A 19,492-nucleotide genomic window follows, 5' to 3' on the forward strand; every position below is an offset into this window, starting at 1 on the left:
CGAGCGGGCGGACCGGTCCTCGGCCGGCCGCGCCGCTCAGCGGATCACTTGGTCAGGATGAGCTTGCCCAGCGACGTCACACGCAGCCGGTAGAGCGAGCCGGCGTGTTCGATCTCGACCTCGCGGTCGTTGCCCATCAGCGCCTGGCTGCTGATGCGGCGGCGCTGGACCAGCGGAACCGCTTCGCGCGGCGAACCTGCGGCGACCCGTGCGCTGTCCAGCGCAACGGCTTGCAGGGCTTCGAGATGGGAGTGGTGGTGGGCATTCATGCGAAGCATCTTAATGAGAACTATTCGCAATAGCAACCAGGAATCGCGGCGATTGCTTTTTTCTTGATGGAAACGGGCTGCGTTGATGGAAACGGGCTGCGAATACTTCGCATGCAGAGCGGGCCTGATGGGTCTTGTCCCCAATCGCCGTAGGGATGACGACAATGCGCCCCATCCCACCGAATTCCCAGGAGAAGAACATGAAGGGCGACGCCAAGGTCATCGAGTACTTGAACGCGCAGCTGAAGAACGAGCTGACCGCGATCAACCAGTACTTCCTGCACTACAAGATGTACAAGAGCTGGGGCCTGGAGCGCTTGGCCAAGCACGAGTACGCCGAGTCCATCGAGGAGATGAAGCACGCCGACAAGCTGATGGATCGCATCCTGCTGCTGGAAGGCCTGCCCAACCTGCAGGACCTGGGCAAGCTCTACATCGGCGAGAACGCCGTCGAGGCCCAGCACTGCGACCTGAAGATCGAGATGGGCAGCCATCCGCTGCTGAAGGAAGCCATCGCCTACTGCGAGAGCGTGCGCGACTACATCTCCCGTGAGGTGCTCGAGGAGATCCTCGCCGACACGGAAGAGCACATCGACCATCTGGAGACGCAGATCGAGCTGATCGCGCAGATCGGCGAACAGAATTGGCTCCAGAGCCAGATGGGCGAAGCGAGCTAACTGCCAGCCCGTCCATCCCGGGGCCCCAGCCGCCGCCAGGAACCCCAAGCCCCGCTTGCGGGGCTTTTTTGCGTCTGCGTGACGGCGGGCCAGCTTCCGTGTCGTTGTTCACCGACAGTTGTCCGACGCGCCGCAGGGGTTCTGCAATCTAATTGAGAGGGATTCGCGTTTGCGCTAGTATCTCGGCCATCCCAGGTCCATCCTGATTTGCCGCCGCCATGATCGTCTGCCTCTGTCATCGAGTTTCCGACCGCGACATCCGCCGCACCGTGGCCGACGGCGTCCACAACTTCGACGTGCTCCAGGACGAGACCCAGGTGGCCTCCGCCTGCGGCAGCTGCCACGACTGCGCGCGCGACGTCTTCAATGAAGCGCTCCGCCACTGCGCCGCCGCCAATGGCGTGACCTGCGCCGGCTCCTCGCGCGTCATCCCGATCGCGCAACTGGCCGCCTGATCGACGGCCTTCCGATTCCCGGCGGCTGATCGAGCCGCTGCCGGCCCAAGGTCCGGACGAAGAAAAACCGCAGACCGGTCACCCGGTGCTGCGGTTTCTTTTTTGAGGCGTCGCGGCGCGCGAGGCGCCGTCGACTTCCGCGCCGATCACTTGGCGGCGGAGGCGCCTTCGGCCGGCTTCTCAGCCTTGTCGGCCTTCTTGTGGCCGGCCTTGTGCGCGGCGGTCTTGTCGCCGGTCGCCTTGTGATGCTTCGCACCCTTGTGCTCGGCCTTGGCGTCGGACGCCGGGGCGGCGGTCGCTGCCGGAGCGGCTTGCGTGGCGGGCGCTGCCGGGGTGGCGGTGCCTTGGGCCATCGCGGCGCCGGCAATCAGCAGGGCGGGGATCAGGGCCAGGGTCTTGATGGTCTTGAAGGCTTGCATCTGGTTTCTCCAGCAGGTTGAACAAGGTGAGCAGACAACGACGCCGCGACACCTTGTGTTGACAGCCTCGTGGAGCTTTGCAATGGGTTACGCAATCCGCACGGGTCCTTCACGGGTCAGGTCTTGCGCGCTGTCGCAGCCGCCAGGCGTCGGGCAAGATGCCGCGCACGCATTCAGGAGACGCCGATGACCGCCCCCCACCCCGCCTTCGACTGGAGCCGCGGCTACGCGAGCCAGCGCAGCCCGGTCTTCGCGCGCAACGTCGTGTCGACCTCGCATCCGCTGGCCGCGCAGGCGGGCCTGCGCATCCTGGGGCAGGGCGGCAACGCGGTGGACGCCGCGATCGCCACCGCCGCCTGCATGACGCTCGTCGAGCCCTGCAGCAACGGGCTGGGCTCGGATGCTTTCGCGATCGTCTGGGACGGCAAGACCTTGCAAGGCCTGAATGCGTCCGGCATCGCGCCGCAAGCCTGGACGCCCGACTACTTCGACCGCAGGCACGGCGCCGGTTCCGCGTTGCCGCTGCGCGGCTGGGACGCGGTGACGGTGCCGGGCGCGGTGGGCGGCTGGGTCGCCTTGAGCGAGCGCTACGGCAAGCTGCCTTTCGCCGACCTGATGGCGCCGGCGATCGAGATCGCCGAGCGCGGTTACGCCGTGCCGGTGATCGTGCAGGGCAAGTGGCACTTGGCGTCGCAGGTGGCGGACCTGGTGTCGCAACCGGGCTTCGCGCAAGCCTTCCTGCCGAAGGGGCGCGCGCCGGAGGTGGGCGAGGTGTTCCGGTTCGCCGCGGCCGCGCGCACGCTGCGTCTCATCGCAGACACCAAGGGGGCGGCCTTCTATCGCGGCGAGATCGCCGAAGCCACGGCGGCCTTCGCACGCGAGACCGGCGGCGCGATCACCGCCGCCGACTTCGCCGCCTACGCGCCGGAATGGGTGGACACGATCTCGATGGACTACGCCGGCCACACGCTGCACGAGATCCCGCCAAACGGCCAGGGCATCGCGGCGCTGATCGCGCTGGGCATCCTCAAGCAGTTCGACATCGCGTCGCTGCCGGTGGACAGCGCCGAGTCCCATCACCTGCAGATCGAGGCGATGAAGCTCGCCTTCGCCGACACCTACCGCTACGTCAGCGACGCGCGAACCATGGAGGTCCAGGCCGCGGAACTGCTGGACCCGGCCTACCTCGCCGAGCGCGCGAAGCTGATCGATCGCAGCAAGGCCCAGGACTTCCAGGCCGGCAATCCGGTCAAGGGCGGCACCATCTATCTGACCGCCGCCGACGAGAGCGGCATGATGGTCAGCTTCATCCAGAGCAACTATCACGGCTTCGGCTCGGGCGTGGTGGTGCCGGATTACGGGCTGTCGCTGCAGAACCGCGGTCACGGGTTCACGCGCGAGGCGGGCCACGCCAACGTGGTCGCGCCGGGCAAGCGGCCCTTCCACACCATCATCCCGGCCTTCCTGATGAAGGCCGGGCAGCCGCAGATGAGCTACGGCGTCATGGGCGCCAACATGCAGCCGCAGGGTCACCTGCAGACGCTGGTGCGGATGGTCGACCATCGTCAGCACCCGCAGGCGGCCTGCGACGCGCCGCGCTGGCGCTACAACGCGGGCCGGTCGATCAACGTCGAGTCGACGATGAACCCCAAGGCCGTCGCCGGGCTGCGCGCGCTCGGCCACGAGATCGCCGAGATCAACGACAGCTACCAGGATTTCGGCGCGGGCCAGTTCATCTGGCGCCTCGGCGATCCGGCGGTGGACGGCTACGTCGCGGCGAGCGATCCGCGACGCGACGGCGCGGCTGCGGGCTGGTGAGTCCCCTGCCTTTCCTCACTTGTCGGTGACACGAGGGCGCTGATAGCATCGACGCCTTCTTCCTCCCCGGAAGCTCTCACGCCACGATCCACGATCGGAGCCGACCCATGACCAAGCTGCTCGACCGCACCAGAGACGATGCCCTGGCGTCGGTGCGCGCGCTTGGCCAGTCCGGCTGGGCGCGACGACCGTAGCGTCTTCACGGCGCTTGCCGGCACGATGCTGCCGGCCTCCCAGGTCCTTGGCTTTCCGCGAGCCCGACGCCGACGGCGTCCCGCCCGCCCGGTCCGCGCCCGGCGCACGACGCCCCGCATGGACCGTCTCCGGAGTTCATCATGTTGCCCAAGAGGACAACCGCGTGGGTCGACCGTCTGCTCGACCGCCTGCTGGATCTCATCCAGCTCCCCGCCGGCGATCTGCTGCGCAACCTCGTCTACCGGCGTCTCTGGACGTCGATCCTGATCAGCTCGCTCGGCGGGCAGATCACGCTGCTGGCGCTGCCGTTGACGGCGGCGGTGCTGCTGCACGCCTCGCCGACGCAGATGGGCGTGCTGACGGCCATGGAGCTCGTGCCCTTCGTGCTGTTCTCGCTGCCCGCCGGTGTCTGGCTGGACCGCGTGCGCAAGCTGCCGGTCTACATCGTCGGCGAGCTCACGCTGGCCGTCGCCGTGGCCAGCGTGCCGATCGCGCACTGGATGGGCTGGCTGGGCATGCCCTGGCTGTACTTCGTCGGCTTCCTGCTCGGCACCGTGTACACGATCGCCGGCAGCGCCTCGCAGATCGTGCTGACGCAGGTCGTGAGCCGTGACCGGCTGGTCGAGGCGCATGCGAAGAACGCGCTGGCGTCCTCCGGCGCGGAGGTCGCCGGCCCCGGCGTCGCGGGTGCGCTGATCAAGCTGGTCGGCGCGCCGCTGGCGCTGGCGGTCGACGCGCTGCTGCTGGTCGCCTCCGCGGCGATCCTGCGCGGCGTCAAGGTCAACGAGACCCTGCATCGCCTCGACGGCGCCCATTTCTGGCGCGACCTGAAGGCCGGCGTCGACTTCGTCCGCGGCAAACCCATGCTGGTCGCGCTGGCCTGCGCGGTCGGCGGCTGGCAGATGTTCAACCAGGCGGCGCAGGTCGTGCAGATCCTCTTCGCGACGCGCGTGCTCGGGCTGTCGGCGCAGAGCGTCGGCCTGTCCTACATCGCGCTGGGCGCGGGCACGGTGCTGGCCAGCGCCATCGGCCATCGCATCAGCGCCCGCCTCGGACCCGGCCCCTGCCTGGTCAGCGGTTTCGCGCTGTGCGGCGTCGGCTGGGCGGCGCTGTGCGTCGCGCCGGCCAACGCCTGGGGCGTGGCGGCTTTCGCCTTCACGCTGTTCATGTTCGGCGTGGGGGCGGTGTTCATCTTCATCAACTTCCTGTCGCTGCGGCAGGCGGTGACGCCGGGGCCGCTGCTGGGGCGCATGACCAGCACCATGCGGTGGCTGATCCTGATCCCCGCCGGGCCCGGCGCGCTGATCGGCGGCTGGCTCGGCGAGCATGTCAGCCTGCGCGCCGCGCTGGCCTTCGCGGGCGTGGGCGCGGTGCTGCTGGCGGTGCTGGCCTGGCAGGTCCAGGCCATCCGTTCGGTGAAGGTGCTGCCCAAGGTCGAGGAGGAAGCGCCTGAGCTGGGCGTCGAAGCGATGCCGGGCATCCCTCCTGTGAGCCAGGGAAGCGGCACGAACCTGCAGCCGGTGAACGGCAACTGAAGGCGGCTTCACGGATCATGAGAGTCATGCCTACCGACGACCCCATCCTCATCGAGGTTGCCGAGCGCCTGGAGACGCCGCGGCTCCTGCTCCTCGCGCCGCGCGCGGGCATCGGACCGCTGCTCAACCGGGCCGTCCTCGACGCCCAGGAACACCTCAAGCCCTGGATGCCCTGGGCGCACGAGACGCCCAGCGTCGAGCAGTCCGAGGCGGTCGCGCGCCGCATGCAGTCGCAGTTCCTGCAGCGGCAGCACCTGGCGTACTACATCCATGAGCGCGCGGCCGACGGCAGCGCCGGCGCGCTGATCGGCGGCGCCGGCCTGCACACGCTGGAATGGAAGGTCCGGCGCTACGAGATCGGCTACTGGCTCGGCCCGGCGCACACCGGGCGCGGACTGGCTTCCGAAGCCGTGGTTGCCCTGGCGCGGATGGCCTTCGGCCCGCTGCGCGCGCGCCGCCTGGAGATCCGCACCGATTCGCGCAATGCGCCGAGTCGCGCCGTCGCCGAGCGCTGCGGCTTCTCGCTGGAAGGGCTGCTGCGCGACGACGCGCTCAACGCCGCCGGACAGCTCAGCGACACCTGCATCTACGGGATGATCTCGATCAACGAGCTGATCGATCCCGCGCGCTGAAGCGGCTGAAGCGTCGGCTGAAGCGCCGCTCAGGCCGTCGGGCTGAACCGGTCGACCGCGTCGGTGATGATGCCGTCGACGCCGTTGGCGATCAGCCACTGCGCGGAGGCGGCGTCGTTGACGGTGTAGACCAGGGCTTTCATCTCCGCCGCATGCAGGCGCGCCACCAGCGCCTGGTCCATCAGCGCGTAATGCGTGATGACGGCGCGGCAGCCCAGCGACTGCGCCAGCGGCAGCCAGCCGTCGCCGTCGAGCTTGTCGAGCAGCAGGCCCCGCGGCACCTGCGGCGCCGATTCACGCGCGCCGCGCAGCGCTTCCGGCTGGAAGCTGCTGAACAACACGGTGTCCGGCGCGGATCCTTCCCACAGGCGAAGGACCTCGCCGCCGACCACTTCGCCGGTGCGGAACTCGTCGCCCGGCGTGGGCTTGATCTCGATGTTCAGCGCATGCTGGTTGCGGCGCACGAAGGCGGCGATGGCCTCCAGGCTGGGCGGCGGTTCGCCCGCGAATGCGCGGCTGTGCCAGCGGCCCGCGTCCAGCCGCGACAGCTCGCTCCAGGTCCGGTCCGCGGCGCGGCCGCGCGCACTTGTCGTGCGGTCCAGCGTCGCGTCGTGCAGCAGGAAGGGCACGCCGTCGGCGCTGAGCTTCACGTCGCATTCGAAGGCGCGGTAGCCGTGGCGCGCGCCTTCGCGGAAAGCGGCCAGCGTGTTCTCCGGCGCCAGCTTGCCGGCGCCGCGATGGGCGATCCAGAAAGGCAGCGACCAGGGCCAGTGGCTCTCGTCGTCGCGCGTCGGTGTCCGGAGCGTCATGTCGTTCTCCCTGATCGAGGATTCTCGGAGCGGATGCCGACGAGGCGAAGCAGAACCCGGCCGGCGCCGCGTTCAGTCGACGCGTTGGCCGGTCGCCGGATCGAACCAGTGCAGCCGCTCGGCAGGCGCCTTCAGCAGCACCTCGGCGCCGGGTTGCGGCGGCGTGTCGGTGCCGTCGATGCGCAGCGTGAAGGCCGCGTCGCCGAGCCGGCCGTAGACCAGCCGCTCCGCGCCCAGCATCTCGACCATCTCCACCTTCAGCGGCCACGCGGTCGTCTCGCCGGCGACCTGCTGTCCGTCGTGCGGCAGCGCGTGTTCGGGGCGCAGACCGAGGATCAGTTCGCCCTCCCGCGGCGCCGCTTGCGGCAGCGGCAGCGCCGCGTTGCCGATGACGAAGCGCCGACCGTCGACGCGCCCCTTCAGCAGGTTCATCGCCGGCGAGCCGATGAAGCTCGCCACGAAAGTCGTCGCCGGGCGGCCGTAGACCTCCTCGGGCGTGCCGAACTGTTCCATGCGGCCGCCGTTCATGACGACGATGCGCTGCGCCAGCGTCATCGCCTCGACCTGGTCGTGCGTGACGAACAGCGAGGTCACGCCCAGCTCGCGGTGCAGCTTCTGGATCTCGAGCCGCGTCTGCACGCGCAGCTTGGCGTCGAGGTTGGACAGCGGTTCGTCGAACAGGAAGACCTGCGGGTCGCGCACGATCGCGCGGCCCATCGCGACGCGCTGGCGCTGGCCGCCGGAGAGTTCGCGCGGCTTGCGCTGCAGCAGGTGGGCCAACTCCAGGATGCGCGCGGCCTTGTCGACGCGCTCCCGGATCTGGGTCTCCGACAGCTTGCGGATCTTCAGCCCGTAGGCCATGTTCTCGTACACGCTCATGTGCGGGTAGAGCGCGTAGTTCTGGAACACCATCGCGATGTCGCGGTCGGCGGGCTCGATCTCGTTGACGACGCGCTCGCCGATGGCGATCTCGCCGCCGCTGATCTCCTCCAGCCCCGCGACCATGCGCAGCAGGGTGGACTTGCCGCAGCCCGACGGACCGACGATGACGACGAACTCGCCGTCCGCGATCTCCGCGTTGACGCCGTGGATGACCGGGTTGGCCTTGGCGCCGGTGCCGTACTGCTTGACGACATTGCGCAGGGAAATGCTTGCCATCGGAGTCTTCTCTCGTTTTACTTTTCAGTGTCCACCAGGCCCTTGACGAACCAGCGCTGCATCAGCACGACGACCAGCGCCGGCGGGATCATCGCCAGCAAGGCGGTGGCCATGATGATGTTCCAGTCGTTGGCCGCGTCGCCGCCGCTGATCATGCGCTTGATGCCGATGACGACGGGGTACATGCTTTCGTCCGTCGTGACCAGCAGCGGCCACAGGTACTGGTTCCAGCCGTAGATGAACTGGATGACGAAGAGCGCCGCGATGCTGGTCTTGGACAGCGGCAGCAGCACGTCGCGGAAGAAGCGCAGCGGCCCGGCGCCGTCGATGCGCGAGGCCTCGACCAGCTCGTCGGGGATGGTCAGGAAGAACTGCCGGAACAGGAAGGTGGCGGTCGCCGAGGCGATCAGCGGCACCGTCAGCCCGGCGTAGCTGTTGAGCATCTTCAGGTCGGAGACGACCTGGTAGGTCGGCCCGATGCGCACTTCCACCGGCAGCATCAGCGTGACGAAGATGGCCCAGAAGAAGAAGTTCCGCGCCGGGAAGCGGAAGTAGACGATCGCGAAGGCCGACAGCAGCGAGATCGCGATCTTGCCCACCGCGATGATCATCGCGGAGACGAAGCTGATCCACATCATCTGGCCGACCGGCGCCTTGGAGCCGCCGCCGGTGTTGCCGAACAGCGCGGCGGCGTAGTTGTCCAGGAAATGCGAGCCCGGGAGCATCGGCATCGGCGCCTGGACGATCTCGTTGGCGGTGTGCGTCGAGGCGACGAACGCGATGTAGAGCGGGAAGGCGACGATGAGCACGCCCAGCACCAGGATCAGGTGCGACAGCATCGTCAGGGCGGGGCGGCGCTCGACCATTCAGTACTGCACTTTCTTTTCGACGAAACGGAACTGCAGCACCGTCAGCGTGACGACGATGACCATCAGCACCACGCTCTGCGCGGCCGAGCCGCCCAGGTCCAGCGCCTTGAAGCCGTCGTAGTAGACCTTGTAGACCAGGATCGCGGTGTCCTTGCCGGGGCCGCCGTGGGTGGCCGCGTCGATGATGCCGAAGGTGTCGAAGAACGCGTAGACGACGTTGATCACCAGCAGGAAGAACGAGGTCGGTGACAGCAGCGGGAAGGTGATCGTCCAGAACCGGCGCCACGGGCCGGCGCCGTCGATGGCGGCGGCCTCCAGCAGCGACTTGGGAATGGACTGCAGCCCGGCCAGGAAGAACAGGAAGTTGTAGGAGACCTGCTTCCACACGGCGGCCATGACGACCAGGGTCATCGCGTGGTCGGCGTTGAGCAGGTGGTTCCAGTCGACGCCCAGGCGCTGGAGACCGTAGGCCACGACGCCGATGGACGGCGCGAACATGAACAGCCACAGCACGCCCGCGATCGCCGGCGCGACGGCGTAGGGCCAGATCAGCAGCGTCTTGTAGACCGGCGCTCCGCGCACGACGCGGTTGGCCATGGTGGCCAGCAGCAGCGACACGGCCAGCCCGAGCACGGCCACGAGCAGCGAGAACACCGCCGTCGTCTTGAACGAGGCGAGGTAGCTGTCGTCGTTGAACAGGGTCTGGAAGTTGGCCAGGCCGACCCATTCGGTCGACAGGCCGAAGGCGTCCTGCTGCTGCAGGCTCTGCAGCAGCGCCTGGGCCGCCGGCCAGAAGAAGAACACGCCGATCACCAGCGCCTGCGGCGCCAGCAGCAGCCAGGGCAGCCAGCGCGATCGGAACACCACGCGTTTCTGTTGGGACATCCGAGGGTCAGGACTTGTTGGCCTTCTGGAAGCGTTCCAGCAGCTCGTTGCCGCGCTTGACCGCGGCGTCCAGGCCTTCCTTGGGCTGTTTCTTGCCGGCCCAGACCTGCTCGAGTTCCTCGTCGATGACGGTGCGGATCTGCGCGAAGTTGCCCAGGCGCACGCCGCGCGACTTGTCCGTCGTCTTGCGGATCATCTGCTGCACGGCGACGTCGGTGCCGGGGTTCTGCTTGTAGAAGCCGCTCTTCTCGGTCAGCTCGTAGGCGGCCTTGGTGACGGGCAGGTAGCCGGTGCGCTTGTGGCTGTCGGACGCGACCTGCGCCTGGGCCAGGTACTGGAAGAACGCGGCCACGCCCTTGTACTCCGCGGGCTTCTTGCCCGACATCACCCACAGGCTGGCGCCGCCGATGACGGTGTTCTGCGGCGCGCCCGGCACGTCGGGGTAGTAGGGCAGCGTCGAGATGCCGAAGTTGAACTTGGCGCTCTTCTTGACGTTGGCGTACAGGCCGGAGGAGCCGGTCATCATGGCGCACTCGCCGGAGAAGTAGCTCGAGTCCGCGCTGTTGCCGCGGCCCTTGTAGACGAACAGGCCCTGCTTGGCCATGTTGGCCAGATTCTCGATGTGGCGCACGTGCAGCGGCGTGTTGAACGCCAGGCGCGTGTCGAGGCCGCCGAAGCCGTTGTTCTTCGTCGCGTACTCGACGTTGTGCCAGGCGGAGAAGCTCTCCAGCTGCGTCCAGCTCACCCAGCTCGTGGTGAACGGGCACTTGGAGCCGGAGGCCTTCAGCTTCGCCGCGGCGGCGGCGACTTCCGGCCAGGAGGTGGGCGGCTTCTCGGGATCGAGGCCGGCGGCCTTGAACGCGTCCTTGTTGTAGTGGAAGACGGTGGTCGAGCTGTTGAACGGGAAGCTCAGCATCTGGCCGTTGGGCGCGGTGTAGTACCCGGCGACGGCGGGCACGTAGGCGGCGTTGTCGAACTTGACGCCGGCCTGCTGCATGACCTGGCCCACCGGCACGATCGCGCCCTTGCTGGCCATCATGGTGGCGGTGCCGACCTCGAAGACCTGCAGGATGTGCGGCGCGTTGCCGGCGCGGAACGCGGCGATGGCGCCGGCCATGGACTCGTCGTAGCTGCCCTTGTAGGTCGGGACGATCTTGTAGTCCTTCTGGCTGGCGTTGAAGTCCTTGGCCAGGTCGTTCACCCAGTCGCCGAGGGCGCCGCCCATCGAGTGCCACCACTGGATCTCGGTCTGCGCCGACGCGGCGGCGGGAGCGATCAGCGCGGCGAGCGCGACGGCCGATGTGGCCAACAGGGAAGTCGGGAGGTGCTTCATGGGTCTCCGATGCTCGGGGAGGGGGGTTCCGCGGTCCGCGGCGGACGTCGTCGGGTGGACGGTCCGCCGGCGGCCGGCGAGCTTATGGAGACATTGTGACACCGGCGAACTTAGAGTCCCTCGCCCGGGATGGCCCTCTGGGGGTGGGGTAGGATTCCGACCATTGCCCAGACCGGGCCGGCCGCCGATCGCGGCCATTCGCGAACGCCTCGTCCACGCCCGTGTCCAGCGGGCGCGGGGACCACAAGTCCAGGGCGCTGTCCGGTCATGGCCACCGCTCTCTCCGCTTGTCTTTCCAGCCTGGCATCGGTGTCCGCTCCCCTGGACGCCGGCCTGCCGCAACCCTGGTGCGCGAGCACCTGGCCGCCATGAATGCACCGCATCTGCTGATGCCCGCCGACCCCGCGATGGCCGGCGACCCGAACCCGCCGCACGCGCCCGCCGCCCGGCTGCGCGAGATCCCGTACAACTACACGTCCTTCTCCGATCGCGAAATCGTCCTTCGCCTGCTCGGTGCCCGCGCGTGGCAGTTGCTGGACCAGCTGCGCACCGAGCGCCAGACCGGCCGCTCCGCCCGCATGCTGTACGAGGTGCTCGGCGACATCTGGGTGGTGCAACGCAATCCCTACCTGCAGGACGACCTGCTGGACAACCCCAAGCGCCGCGAAGCGTTGATCGGCGCGCTGCGCCATCGTCTGGGCGAAGTGCAGCGCCGTCGTCATCCGGAGGACGATGCCAAGCGCGACGCCTGGGTCGGCGAGTTGCTGACCGCGGCCGAGGCGGCGGTGGGCGCGTTCTCGCACCAGTTCGAGCAGGTGGCCGAGTTGCGCAAGCGCGCGACCAAGGTCTTCGCGAAGACCACCGCCAAGGACAACATCAAGTACGACGGGCTGTCGCGCGTCTCGCACGTGACCGACGCGACCGACTGGCGCGTCGAGTACCCTTTTGTCGTGCTGACCCCCGATACCGAGGCCGAGATGGCCGCGCTGGTGGCGGGCTGCTTCGAGCTCGGCCTGACCGTGATCCCGCGCGGGGGCGGCACCGGCTATACCGGCGGCGCCGTGCCCCTGGTGTGGAACACGGCGGTCATCAACACCGAGAAGCTCGAGGCCATGCGCGGCGTCGAGATGCAACGCCTGCCGGGCCTGGACCGCGAGGTCCCGACGATCTGGACCGAGGCCGGCGTCGTCACGCAGCGCGTGTCGGACCTGGCGGAGCTGCACGGCTTCGTGTTCGCGGTCGACCCGACCTCGGCCGAGGCGTCGTGCATCGGCGGCAACATCGCGATGAACGCCGGCGGCAAGAAGGCGGTGCTGTGGGGCACGGCGCTGGACAACCTGGCCTCGTGGCGCATGGTGACGCCGGATGCGAAGTGGCTGGAGGTCGTGCGCGTCAACCACAACCTCGGCAAGATCCATGACGTCGAGCTCGCGAGCTTCGACCTGCACTACTACGACGCGACCGGCAAGACGCTGGAGCGCACCGAGCGCCTGGACATCCCCGGCCGCACCTTCCGCAAGGAAGGCCTGGGCAAGGACGTCACCGACAAGTTCCTCGCCGGACTGCCGGGCATCCAGAAGGAAGGCTGCGACGGGCTGATCACCAGCGCGCGCTGGATCGTGCACCGGATGCCGGCGCACGTGCGCACGGTCTGCCTGGAGTTCTTCGGCAATCCGAAGGACTGCGTGCCGTCGATCGTCGACATCAAGGACTTCATGTTCGGCTTGATGAAGCGGCCCAACGGCGAAGTCTGGGACGGACGGGGCCCCGCCCCCGTCCAGCTCGCCGGCCTCGAACATCTGGACGACCGCTACCTGAAGGCCGTCGGCTACGCGACCAAGAGCAAGCGCGGCGGGCTGCCGAAGATGGTGCTGATCGGCGACATCGTCGGTGACGACGCCGATGAAGTCGCGCGTGCCACCAGCGAGGTCGTGCGCCTGGCCAACGGCCGTTCCGGCGAAGGCTTCGTGGCCGTCAGCGCCGATGCGCGCAAGAAGTTCTGGCTGGACCGCAAGCGCACGGCGGCGATCTCCAAGCACACGAACGCGTTCAAGGTGAACGAGGACGTCGTGATCCCGCTGCCCCGCATGGGCGAGTACACGCTGGGCATCGAGCGCATCAACATCGAGCTGTCGCTGCGCAACAAGCTGGCGCTGATCGACGCGCTGCGCGCCTTCTTCGCCAACGGCAACCTGCCGCTGGGCAAGGGGGACGACGCCGGCGAGATCCCGAGCGCCGAGCTGCTCGAGGACCGCGTGGCGCAGGCGCTGGCGCTGCTGGACGAGACCGGCCTGCAATGGCGCACGTGGATGCAGGAACTTGACCTTCCCCGTGAAGGCGATCGCTCCTACTTCGAGCAGCTCCAGGACTACACGCTGCGCGCGAGCTGGAAGCGGCAGATCCTGAAGCCGCTGCAGGACGTCTTCGCGGGCGGCGCCTTCGCGCCGATCCTGGAGGAGTGCAAGCGCATCCACAAGGAGGTGCTGCGCGGCCGCGTCTGGGTGGCGCTGCACATGCATGCCGGCGACGGCAACGTGCACACCAACATCCCGGTGAACTCGGACAACTACGAGATGCTGCAGACCGCGCACGAGGCGGTGGCGCGCATCATGACGCTGGCGCGCTCGCTGGACGGCGTGATCTCCGGCGAGCACGGCATCGGCATCACCAAGCTCGAGTTCCTCACCGACGAGGAACTGGCGGGCTTCGCCGGCTACAAGGCGCGCATCGATCCGGAAGGGCGCTTCAACAAGGGCAAGCTGCTGCGGCCGGGCACCGGCGGCCAGGGCGGCCAGACCACCTTCGCCGACCTGACCAACGCCTACACGCCCAGCTTCGGGCTGATGGGGCACGAGTCGCTGATCATGCAGCAGAGCGACATCGGCGCGATCAGCGAGTCCATCAAGGACTGCCTGCGCTGCGGCAAGTGCAAGCCGGTCTGCGCGACGCATGTGCCGCGCGCCAACCTGCTCTACAGCCCGCGCAACAAGATCCTCGCGACCTCGCTGCTGGTGGAAGCTTTCCTGTATGAAGAGCAGACGCGCCGCGGCGTGTCGATCAAGCACTGGGAGGAGTTCGAGGACGTCGCCGACCACTGCACGGTCTGCCACAAGTGCCTGAACCCGTGCCCGGTGAAGATCGACTTCGGCGACGTGACGATGAACATGCGCAACCTGCTGCGCAAGATGGGCAAGAAGAGCTTCCGCCCCGGCAACGCGGCGGCGATGCTGATGCTCAACGCGACCAACCCGCAGACGATCAAGATCGCCCGCGCGGCGATGGTCGGTGTCGGCTTCAAGGCGCAGCGCATCGCCAACAGCCTGCTCAAGCGCGTCGCGCGCAAGCAGACCGGCGCGCCGCCAGCGACCGTGGGGACCGCGCCGATCAAGGAACAGGTCATCCACTTCATCAACAAGAAGCTGCCGGGCGGCCTGCCGAAGAAGACGGCGCGCGCGCTGCTCGACATCGAGGACAAGGACTACGTCCCCATCATCCGCAACCCGGAGAAGACCTCGGCGGAAGCGGAGGCGGTCTTCTACTTCCCGGGCTGCGGCTCGGAGCGGCTGTTCAGCCAGGTGGGCCTGGCGACGCAGGCCATGCTCTGGCACGCGGGCGTGCAGACCGTGCTGCCGCCGGGCTACCTCTGCTGCGGCTACCCGCAGCGCGGGTCCGGGCAGTTCGACAAGGCCGAGAAGATCATCACCGACAACCGGGTGCTCTTCCATCGCGTGGCCAACACGCTGAACTACCTCGACATCAAGACGGTGGTGGTCAGCTGCGGCACCTGCTACGACCAGCTCCAGGGCTACAAGTTCGAGGACATCTTCCCCGGCTGCCGCATCATCGACATCCACGAGTACCTGCTGGAGAAGGGCATCCAGCTCGACACCAAGCAGGCCTACCTGTATCACGACCCCTGCCATTCGCCGATGAAGCTGCAGGAGCCGATGAAGACGGTGAAGGCGCTGCTCGGCCCCGAGGTCATGAAGAGCGAGCGCTGCTGCGGCGAGAGCGGCACGCTGGGCGTCACGCGGCCGGACGTGTCGACGCAGGTGCGCTTCCGCAAGGAAGAGGAGCTGCGCAAGGCGGAGACGCAGCTGCGCGACACCGGCAAGGTCGGCGCCGAGGAGAACCTCAAGATCCTCACCAGTTGCCCGTCCTGCCTGCAGGGCCTCAGCCGTTACGGCGACGACATGCAGAACGGCCTGCTCGAAGCGGACTACATCGTCGTCGAGATGGCCCGCAAGATCCTCGGGGAGAACTGGATGCCCGAGTACGTGGCCAAGGCCAACAACGGCGGGATCGAGCGCGTGCTCGTCTGAGGGCTTCCGTACTGCCCCGGCCGCTGGCCCTCACCCCAACCCTCTCCCGCAAGCGGGAGAGGGAGTGAGAATGCGCCGAGCCATTCGGAGCAGGAGCACTGGGGTGGCTCCCTCTCCCGCTTGCGGGAGAGGGCGGGGGTGAGGGCCAGCGGCGGTGGATGTACAGACCGCCGCTCGGATCAGACGCGGAATTGCCCGACCTGCTCGACCAGCCGATGCGCCTGCTCCCGCAGGCTTTCCGCTGCTGCGGTGCTTTCCTCGACCAGCGCCGCGTTCTGCTGCGTGCCTTGATCCAGCTGGGCCACCGCGCCGTTGATGCGCGTCACGCCCTGCGCCTGCTCGCGCGACGCGGTCGAGATCTCGCCAATGATGTCGGTGACGCGCTTCACGCTGGTGACGATGTCGCGCATGGCTTCGCCGGTCTCGCTGACGAGCTTGGCGCCGGACTCGACGCGTTCACCGCTGGCGGTGATGAGCCCCTTGATCTGCTTGGCGGCTTCCGCGCTGCGCTGGGCCAGGTGGCGGACCTCGGCGGCCACGACCGCGAAGCCGCGGCCCTGCTCTCCGGCGCGCGCGGCTTCGACCGCGGCATTGAGCGCCAGGATGTTGGTCTGGAACGCGATCGAATCGATGGTGCCGATGATGTCGCCGATCTGGCGGCTGGCGGTGCTGATGGCGTCCATCGTCGTGACGACCTGCGCCACGACCGTGCCGCCGCGTTGTGCCGCCCGATCGGACTCGCCGACGAGCTGATGGGCCTGCGCGGCCGAAGCGGCGGTCTGGCTCATCGAGCTGGCGAGTTCTTCCAGCGCGGAGGCGGTTTCCTGCAGGTGGCTGGCCGATTGTTCGGTCCGCGCCGACAGGTCGCGGCTGCCGGCGGCGACTTCCGCCGACGCGGTGCCGATGGAATCGCTGGCCTGGCGCACTTCATTGATGGTGCGCGACAACTGCAGGCGCATGCGTTCGACGCCCGCGGCCAAGGCCCCGAGGTCGTCCTGCTGACGCACGACCACCGGCCGGGTCAGGTCGCCGGCGGCGACCGCGCTGACGGCCTCGTTCAGGTCGGCCAGCGGCTGCCCGACCCACCGTCCCAGCATCCAGGTCACGCCCAGGCCCAGCAGCACGACGGTCGCGAGCATCGATCCCCACAGCACCCACAGCGTGGTGTTGTGCGCCGCGAGCGCCTGCGCCCGCGAGGCTTCGGCGACCACCCACCAGCCGGTGGCCTCCGACTTGCGCGCCACCGCGAACGCGTCCTTGTAGCTGTCGCCGTAGACGGCCTGGACCTTCTCCAGCACGCCGTCCTGATCGTGGGTCAGCGTCTGGACGTACTGCTCGGCCTGGTCGGCCGGCATCACTTCCGACAGCTTCTTCCCTTGCGCACGCGGATGGGCGCGCAGCAGCGCGTCCGCCGGCGTCTTGCCCGGATCCAGCAGGTAGAGCCCGCCCGTCCCGTAGAGCTTGACCGCATCGGCCATCTTCACGAGCTCCTGCTGCAGGCCGCGCATGTCGAAGCCGATGAACAGGATGCCGACGACCTTGCCGCCCGCGTCCTTGATCGGCGAGTAACGCGTCATGTAGGGCACCTTGAACAGCGTCGCGGGGCCCACGTAGGTCTCGCCGCCCGAGAGCTTGCCGTAGGCGGCGCCGGTGCGATCCAGCATCGTGCCGACGGCGCGGGAGCCGTCTTCCTTCTTCAGCGAGGTGGTGATGCGGATGAAGTCGTCCGACCCCTTGCGCGCGAAGATCGTCGCCACGCCGCCGGTGCGGCGCGTGAAGCGGTCGACCGCGTCGAAGCTGCCGTTGAGCTTCTGGCCGTTGAAGGCCAGTTCGCCGTCGCCGTCCAGCGTGAAGGCGCCGCCCTCGAAGTCGCCCGCCAGCACGTCGTAGAGCCGGTTGGCCGAATCCCGCGCCGTGCGGTCCAGGGCATCCGCGACGCGCGCCACCGACGACGCCTCCGCCGACATGTAGTCCAGCGTGCGCTGCTGCGCCTGATTGGTGAGCACCCAGGACAGGGCGCCGCAGATGAGGATCAGGAGCACCGCGATCGCGGCACTGGACCAGATGGAGACGCGACGGGCCACCGTCGCGCGCACGGCATTGTTGTTGTTCATGACCGGACGGCTCCGCGACGAGGCGGAACGGAAGTGGTGGGGGAAGCCTCCTAGCGCATCGTTATCGTTTTGTCTTTGCGCGGGGTCAAACTGTATTGCGTATGACACCCGCCCAGTTCGTTTTGCCTACCGCCCTCTGCGGGATAACCCGGGGCTATTTCACGCTCACGGGAAGTAATGCGCCAGCCCCGTTGCCAGAGGAGGACAGCGCTATCAAAGACGTGTCACGACCGACCGGACGGTCGATTTTTCCGGGCGCGAGATCTAGGCGCGAGATCCAGGCGCGGGATGGCGTCATTCCGCCGAGATGCCGCGGCTGCGGATCAGCGCATGCCATTTCTGCGTCTCGGCCTGGATGAAACGCGTCAGCGAGGCGGCGTCGCCTGGCGCGACCTCCAGACCGAAGTCTTCCAGTCTGGCCTTCAGTTCCGGCTGGGTGAGCGCCTTCCCCAACTCGCTGCCCAGGCGCGCGACGATCGCGTCGGGCGTGCCCTTCGGGACGAACAGGCCTTGCCAGGCGCTCACCTCGATGCCGGTCACGCCGGTCTCGTCGAAGCTGGGCACGTCGGGCAGCGCGGCGATGCGCCGGGGCGCGAGCACCGCCAGCGCCTTCAGCTTGCCGGCGCGCAGATGGGGCAGGGCGGCGGCGGTGTCGAGGATGCCCATGGGCACGACGCCGGCGATCAGGTCCTGCGTCGAGAACGCCGTGCCGCGATAGGGCACGTGGACGATGTAGCTGTTGGTGCGGTCCTTCAGCAGCTCCATCGCCAGGTGGTGCGGGCTGCCGATGCCGGGCGAGGCGTAGCTGTACTTCCCCGGCCTGGACTTGATCATGTCCAGCCATTGCTTCGCCGAATTGAAGCCCGCGGTGGGATTGACCACCAGCAGCAGCGGGAAGCGGGCCATGAGGCCGACCGGTGCGAAGTCCGCCGGCGCGTACGGCAGCTTCTTGTAGAGCGCGCTGTTGAACACCATGGCGCCGTTGTCGCCGGTGAGGATCGTGTAGCCGTCCGGCGGCGACTTGGCGGCGTTGTCCGTGCCGATGATCCCGGCCGCGCCGGGCTTGTTGTCGATGACCAGCGTCTGCCCCAGCGCCTTGCCGAGCACCGGCGCCAGCTGGCGCGCGAGGAAGTCGGAACCGCCGCCCGCCGGGTAGGCCACGACCCACCGGATCGGCTTGGCCGGCCAGGTGTCCGCGCGCGCCGGGGCGGGCCAGCCGAGCGCGCCGGCCGTGGCGCCGAGGGCGCCGGTGATCAGCAGGGAACGGCGCGCGGCATCGGTGGGGCGGACGGGCATGGGTCGGGTCTCCGGGTGGTCGTGCCGGCCATCCTAGCCAGCCCCCGAGGGAGACCCATCCGGGAACAACCCGATCAGCGACCGTCGGCCGCGCTCGCCGCGACGGCCACCGATCCGGCCGCCGGGGGCGCCATCTCGATCATGGCGACGCGCTCGTTCAGGTCGCCGCTCGATTCCTGGTTGCGGAAGGACACCTGCATCACGTAGAGCGTGTCCCGCGGCGCGCCCTGGCATTGCAGCGACCGCACGGCCGTCCGCAGCGGCGCGCGGTAGACGGCCGGGCCGCGTTCGCGCACCTCGCTGATGACGTTGCCGTTCAGGCGGAAGCTGACGGTGGAGACGCCTTCCTGGCCTTCGCGGTACTGGGCGCGGGCCAGGCGGTCGAAGAGGACCTGATCGACGCCGGGGCAGGTGGCGCGCACGTCCGTGCGCGGGATCTCGCCGGGGCGGCGGCCGGAGACCTGGACGCGTTCCAGATCGTCGGGCGCGGCCTGCGCCGAGCCGGCGGCCAGCACGGCGAAGAGCGCGCCGGTCGCGATGCGGAAGAGGATCGTGCGGGTCGGGCGGGTGGTGGCGGTCATGTCGTGCTCCTGTGGGCTGAGGAACCGTCGCGGCCCGCGTCAGGGTGGCGGGGCGATCGGTCTTTTTTCAGAGTAGGCAGCATCGCCAGCCCGACCAAGCGGTGCGCGACCAAGCGTCGAAGGCG

At 68.5% G+C, this 19,492-nt stretch carries 16 protein-coding genes; 6 read left to right on the plus strand and 10 right to left on the minus strand.

Going from position 1 to position 19,492, the window contains the following annotated elements; all coding sequences use genetic code 11:
* Window positions 1-44: 44 nt before the first annotated feature.
* A complete protein-coding gene (hemP, locus tag AC07O8_RS11235) occupies window positions 45-269 on the minus strand; it encodes a hemin uptake protein HemP (protein WP_483109025.1) in 225 nt (74 codons plus the stop codon).
* A gap of 200 nt (window positions 270-469) precedes the next feature.
* Between hemP and bfr the strand changes: the two genes are divergently transcribed.
* Together bfr and AC07O8_RS11245 are read left to right on the plus strand one after the other, a co-directional pair.
* Window positions 470-946, plus strand: a complete 477-nt coding sequence (gene bfr, locus AC07O8_RS11240) for a bacterioferritin (RefSeq protein WP_067277196.1) — start codon at window positions 470-472, stop codon at window positions 944-946.
* 218 nt (window positions 947-1,164) lie between these two features.
* The gene (locus AC07O8_RS11245; RefSeq protein WP_495048082.1) at window positions 1,165-1,401 is read left to right on the plus strand and encodes a (2Fe-2S)-binding protein; all 237 of its coding nucleotides are present in this window, start codon (window positions 1,165-1,167) and stop codon (window positions 1,399-1,401) included.
* 146 nt (window positions 1,402-1,547) lie between these two features.
* On the opposite strand, the gene AC07O8_RS11250 is transcribed toward AC07O8_RS11245, so the two are convergent.
* On the minus strand, window positions 1,548-1,820 hold the full coding sequence (locus AC07O8_RS11250) for a hypothetical protein (protein ID WP_495048083.1): 273 nt from the start codon (window positions 1,818-1,820) through the stop codon (window positions 1,548-1,550).
* A 186-nt stretch (window positions 1,821-2,006) separates the two neighbouring features.
* Between AC07O8_RS11250 and AC07O8_RS11255 the strand changes: the two genes are divergently transcribed.
* The 3 genes from AC07O8_RS11255 (at window position 2,007) to AC07O8_RS11265 (ending at window position 6,000) form a co-directional block, all read left to right on the plus strand.
* On the plus strand, window positions 2,007-3,638 hold the full coding sequence (locus tag AC07O8_RS11255; protein WP_495048084.1) for a gamma-glutamyltransferase family protein: 1,632 nt from the start codon (window positions 2,007-2,009) through the stop codon (window positions 3,636-3,638).
* 335 nt (window positions 3,639-3,973) lie between these two features.
* Entirely contained in the window at window positions 3,974-5,368 is a 1,395-nt protein-coding gene (locus tag AC07O8_RS11260; protein WP_495048085.1) for an MFS transporter, read from the plus strand.
* A gap of 26 nt (window positions 5,369-5,394) precedes the next feature.
* Window positions 5,395-6,000 (plus strand): GNAT family N-acetyltransferase, encoded by a 606-nt coding sequence (locus tag AC07O8_RS11265; protein ID WP_495048086.1) that lies wholly within the window; start codon window positions 5,395-5,397, stop codon window positions 5,998-6,000.
* A gap of 29 nt (window positions 6,001-6,029) precedes the next feature.
* Here AC07O8_RS11265 and ugpQ read toward each other — a convergent pair whose 3' ends face one another.
* The 5 genes from ugpQ to ugpB form a co-directional block, all read right to left on the minus strand.
* Window positions 6,030-6,809 carry a glycerophosphodiester phosphodiesterase gene (gene ugpQ / locus AC07O8_RS11270; protein WP_495048087.1) on the minus strand — a complete coding sequence of 260 codons (780 nt, stop codon included), beginning with the start codon at window positions 6,807-6,809 and terminating at the stop codon, window positions 6,030-6,032.
* Between the two features lie 72 nt (window positions 6,810-6,881).
* Window positions 6,882-7,967, minus strand: coding sequence for a sn-glycerol-3-phosphate import ATP-binding protein UgpC (locus AC07O8_RS11275; protein WP_495048088.1), 1,086 nt, complete (start codon window positions 7,965-7,967; stop codon window positions 6,882-6,884).
* Window positions 7,968-7,984: 17 nt separating this feature from the next.
* Complete coding sequence (ugpE, locus tag AC07O8_RS11280; RefSeq protein ID WP_495048089.1) at window positions 7,985-8,833, minus strand: sn-glycerol-3-phosphate ABC transporter permease UgpE; 849 nt, start codon at window positions 8,831-8,833, stop codon at window positions 7,985-7,987.
* Complete coding sequence (gene ugpA / locus AC07O8_RS11285) at window positions 8,834-9,721, minus strand: sn-glycerol-3-phosphate ABC transporter permease UgpA (protein ID WP_297525560.1); 888 nt, start codon at window positions 9,719-9,721, stop codon at window positions 8,834-8,836.
* Window positions 9,722-9,728: 7 nt separating this feature from the next.
* A complete protein-coding gene (gene ugpB / locus AC07O8_RS11290) occupies window positions 9,729-11,054 on the minus strand; it encodes a sn-glycerol-3-phosphate ABC transporter substrate-binding protein UgpB (RefSeq protein ID WP_495048090.1) in 1,326 nt (441 codons plus the stop codon).
* A 368-nt stretch (window positions 11,055-11,422) separates the two neighbouring features.
* Between ugpB and AC07O8_RS11295 the strand changes: the two genes are divergently transcribed.
* On the plus strand, window positions 11,423-15,376 hold the full coding sequence (locus tag AC07O8_RS11295) for a DUF3683 domain-containing protein (RefSeq protein WP_495048091.1): 3,954 nt from the start codon (window positions 11,423-11,425) through the stop codon (window positions 15,374-15,376).
* A 179-nt stretch (window positions 15,377-15,555) separates the two neighbouring features.
* Here AC07O8_RS11295 and AC07O8_RS11300 read toward each other — a convergent pair whose 3' ends face one another.
* The 3 genes from AC07O8_RS11300 to AC07O8_RS11310 form a co-directional block, all read right to left on the minus strand.
* Window positions 15,556-17,490, minus strand: coding sequence for a methyl-accepting chemotaxis protein (locus AC07O8_RS11300; protein WP_495048092.1), 1,935 nt, complete (start codon window positions 17,488-17,490; stop codon window positions 15,556-15,558).
* A 294-nt stretch (window positions 17,491-17,784) separates the two neighbouring features.
* The gene (locus tag AC07O8_RS11305; protein WP_495048093.1) at window positions 17,785-18,786 is read right to left on the minus strand and encodes a Bug family tripartite tricarboxylate transporter substrate binding protein; all 1,002 of its coding nucleotides are present in this window, start codon (window positions 18,784-18,786) and stop codon (window positions 17,785-17,787) included.
* A 74-nt stretch (window positions 18,787-18,860) separates the two neighbouring features.
* Window positions 18,861-19,367: a hypothetical protein gene (locus AC07O8_RS11310; protein WP_495048094.1), complete on the minus strand. Its 507-nt coding sequence runs from the start codon at window positions 19,365-19,367 to the stop codon at window positions 18,861-18,863.
* Window positions 19,368-19,492 lie beyond the last annotated feature (125 nt).

Source organism: Roseateles sp. GW821-FHT09G09 (assembly GCF_059415965.1).

Coding starts and splice junctions, on each gene's coding strand:
- AC07O8_RS11275 (WP_495048088.1), bottom strand. CDS start 7,967: ATGGCAAGCATTTCCCTGCGCAATGTCGTCAAGCAGTACGGCACCGGC.
- ugpB (WP_495048090.1), bottom strand. CDS start 11,054: ATGAAGCACCTCCCGACTTCCCTGTTGGCCACATCGGCCGTCGCGCTC.
- AC07O8_RS11295 (WP_495048091.1), top strand. CDS start 11,423: ATGAATGCACCGCATCTGCTGATGCCCGCCGACCCCGCGATGGCCGGC.
- AC07O8_RS11255 (WP_495048084.1), top strand. CDS start 2,007: ATGACCGCCCCCCACCCCGCCTTCGACTGGAGCCGCGGCTACGCGAGC.
- ugpQ (WP_495048087.1), bottom strand. CDS start 6,809: ATGACGCTCCGGACACCGACGCGCGACGACGAGAGCCACTGGCCCTGG.
- ugpA (WP_297525560.1), bottom strand. CDS start 9,721: ATGTCCCAACAGAAACGCGTGGTGTTCCGATCGCGCTGGCTGCCCTGG.
- AC07O8_RS11310 (WP_495048094.1), bottom strand. CDS start 19,367: ATGACCGCCACCACCCGCCCGACCCGCACGATCCTCTTCCGCATCGCG.
- AC07O8_RS11300 (WP_495048092.1), bottom strand. CDS start 17,490: ATGAACAACAACAATGCCGTGCGCGCGACGGTGGCCCGTCGCGTCTCC.
- AC07O8_RS11305 (WP_495048093.1), bottom strand. CDS start 18,786: ATGCCCGTCCGCCCCACCGATGCCGCGCGCCGTTCCCTGCTGATCACC.
- ugpE (WP_495048089.1), bottom strand. CDS start 8,833: ATGGTCGAGCGCCGCCCCGCCCTGACGATGCTGTCGCACCTGATCCTG.
- bfr (WP_067277196.1), top strand. CDS start 470: ATGAAGGGCGACGCCAAGGTCATCGAGTACTTGAACGCGCAGCTGAAG.
- AC07O8_RS11265 (WP_495048086.1), top strand. CDS start 5,395: ATGCCTACCGACGACCCCATCCTCATCGAGGTTGCCGAGCGCCTGGAG.
- AC07O8_RS11250 (WP_495048083.1), bottom strand. CDS start 1,820: ATGCAAGCCTTCAAGACCATCAAGACCCTGGCCCTGATCCCCGCCCTG.
- hemP (WP_483109025.1), bottom strand. CDS start 269: ATGAATGCCCACCACCACTCCCATCTCGAAGCCCTGCAAGCCGTTGCG.
- AC07O8_RS11260 (WP_495048085.1), top strand. CDS start 3,974: ATGTTGCCCAAGAGGACAACCGCGTGGGTCGACCGTCTGCTCGACCGC.
- AC07O8_RS11245 (WP_495048082.1), top strand. CDS start 1,165: ATGATCGTCTGCCTCTGTCATCGAGTTTCCGACCGCGACATCCGCCGC.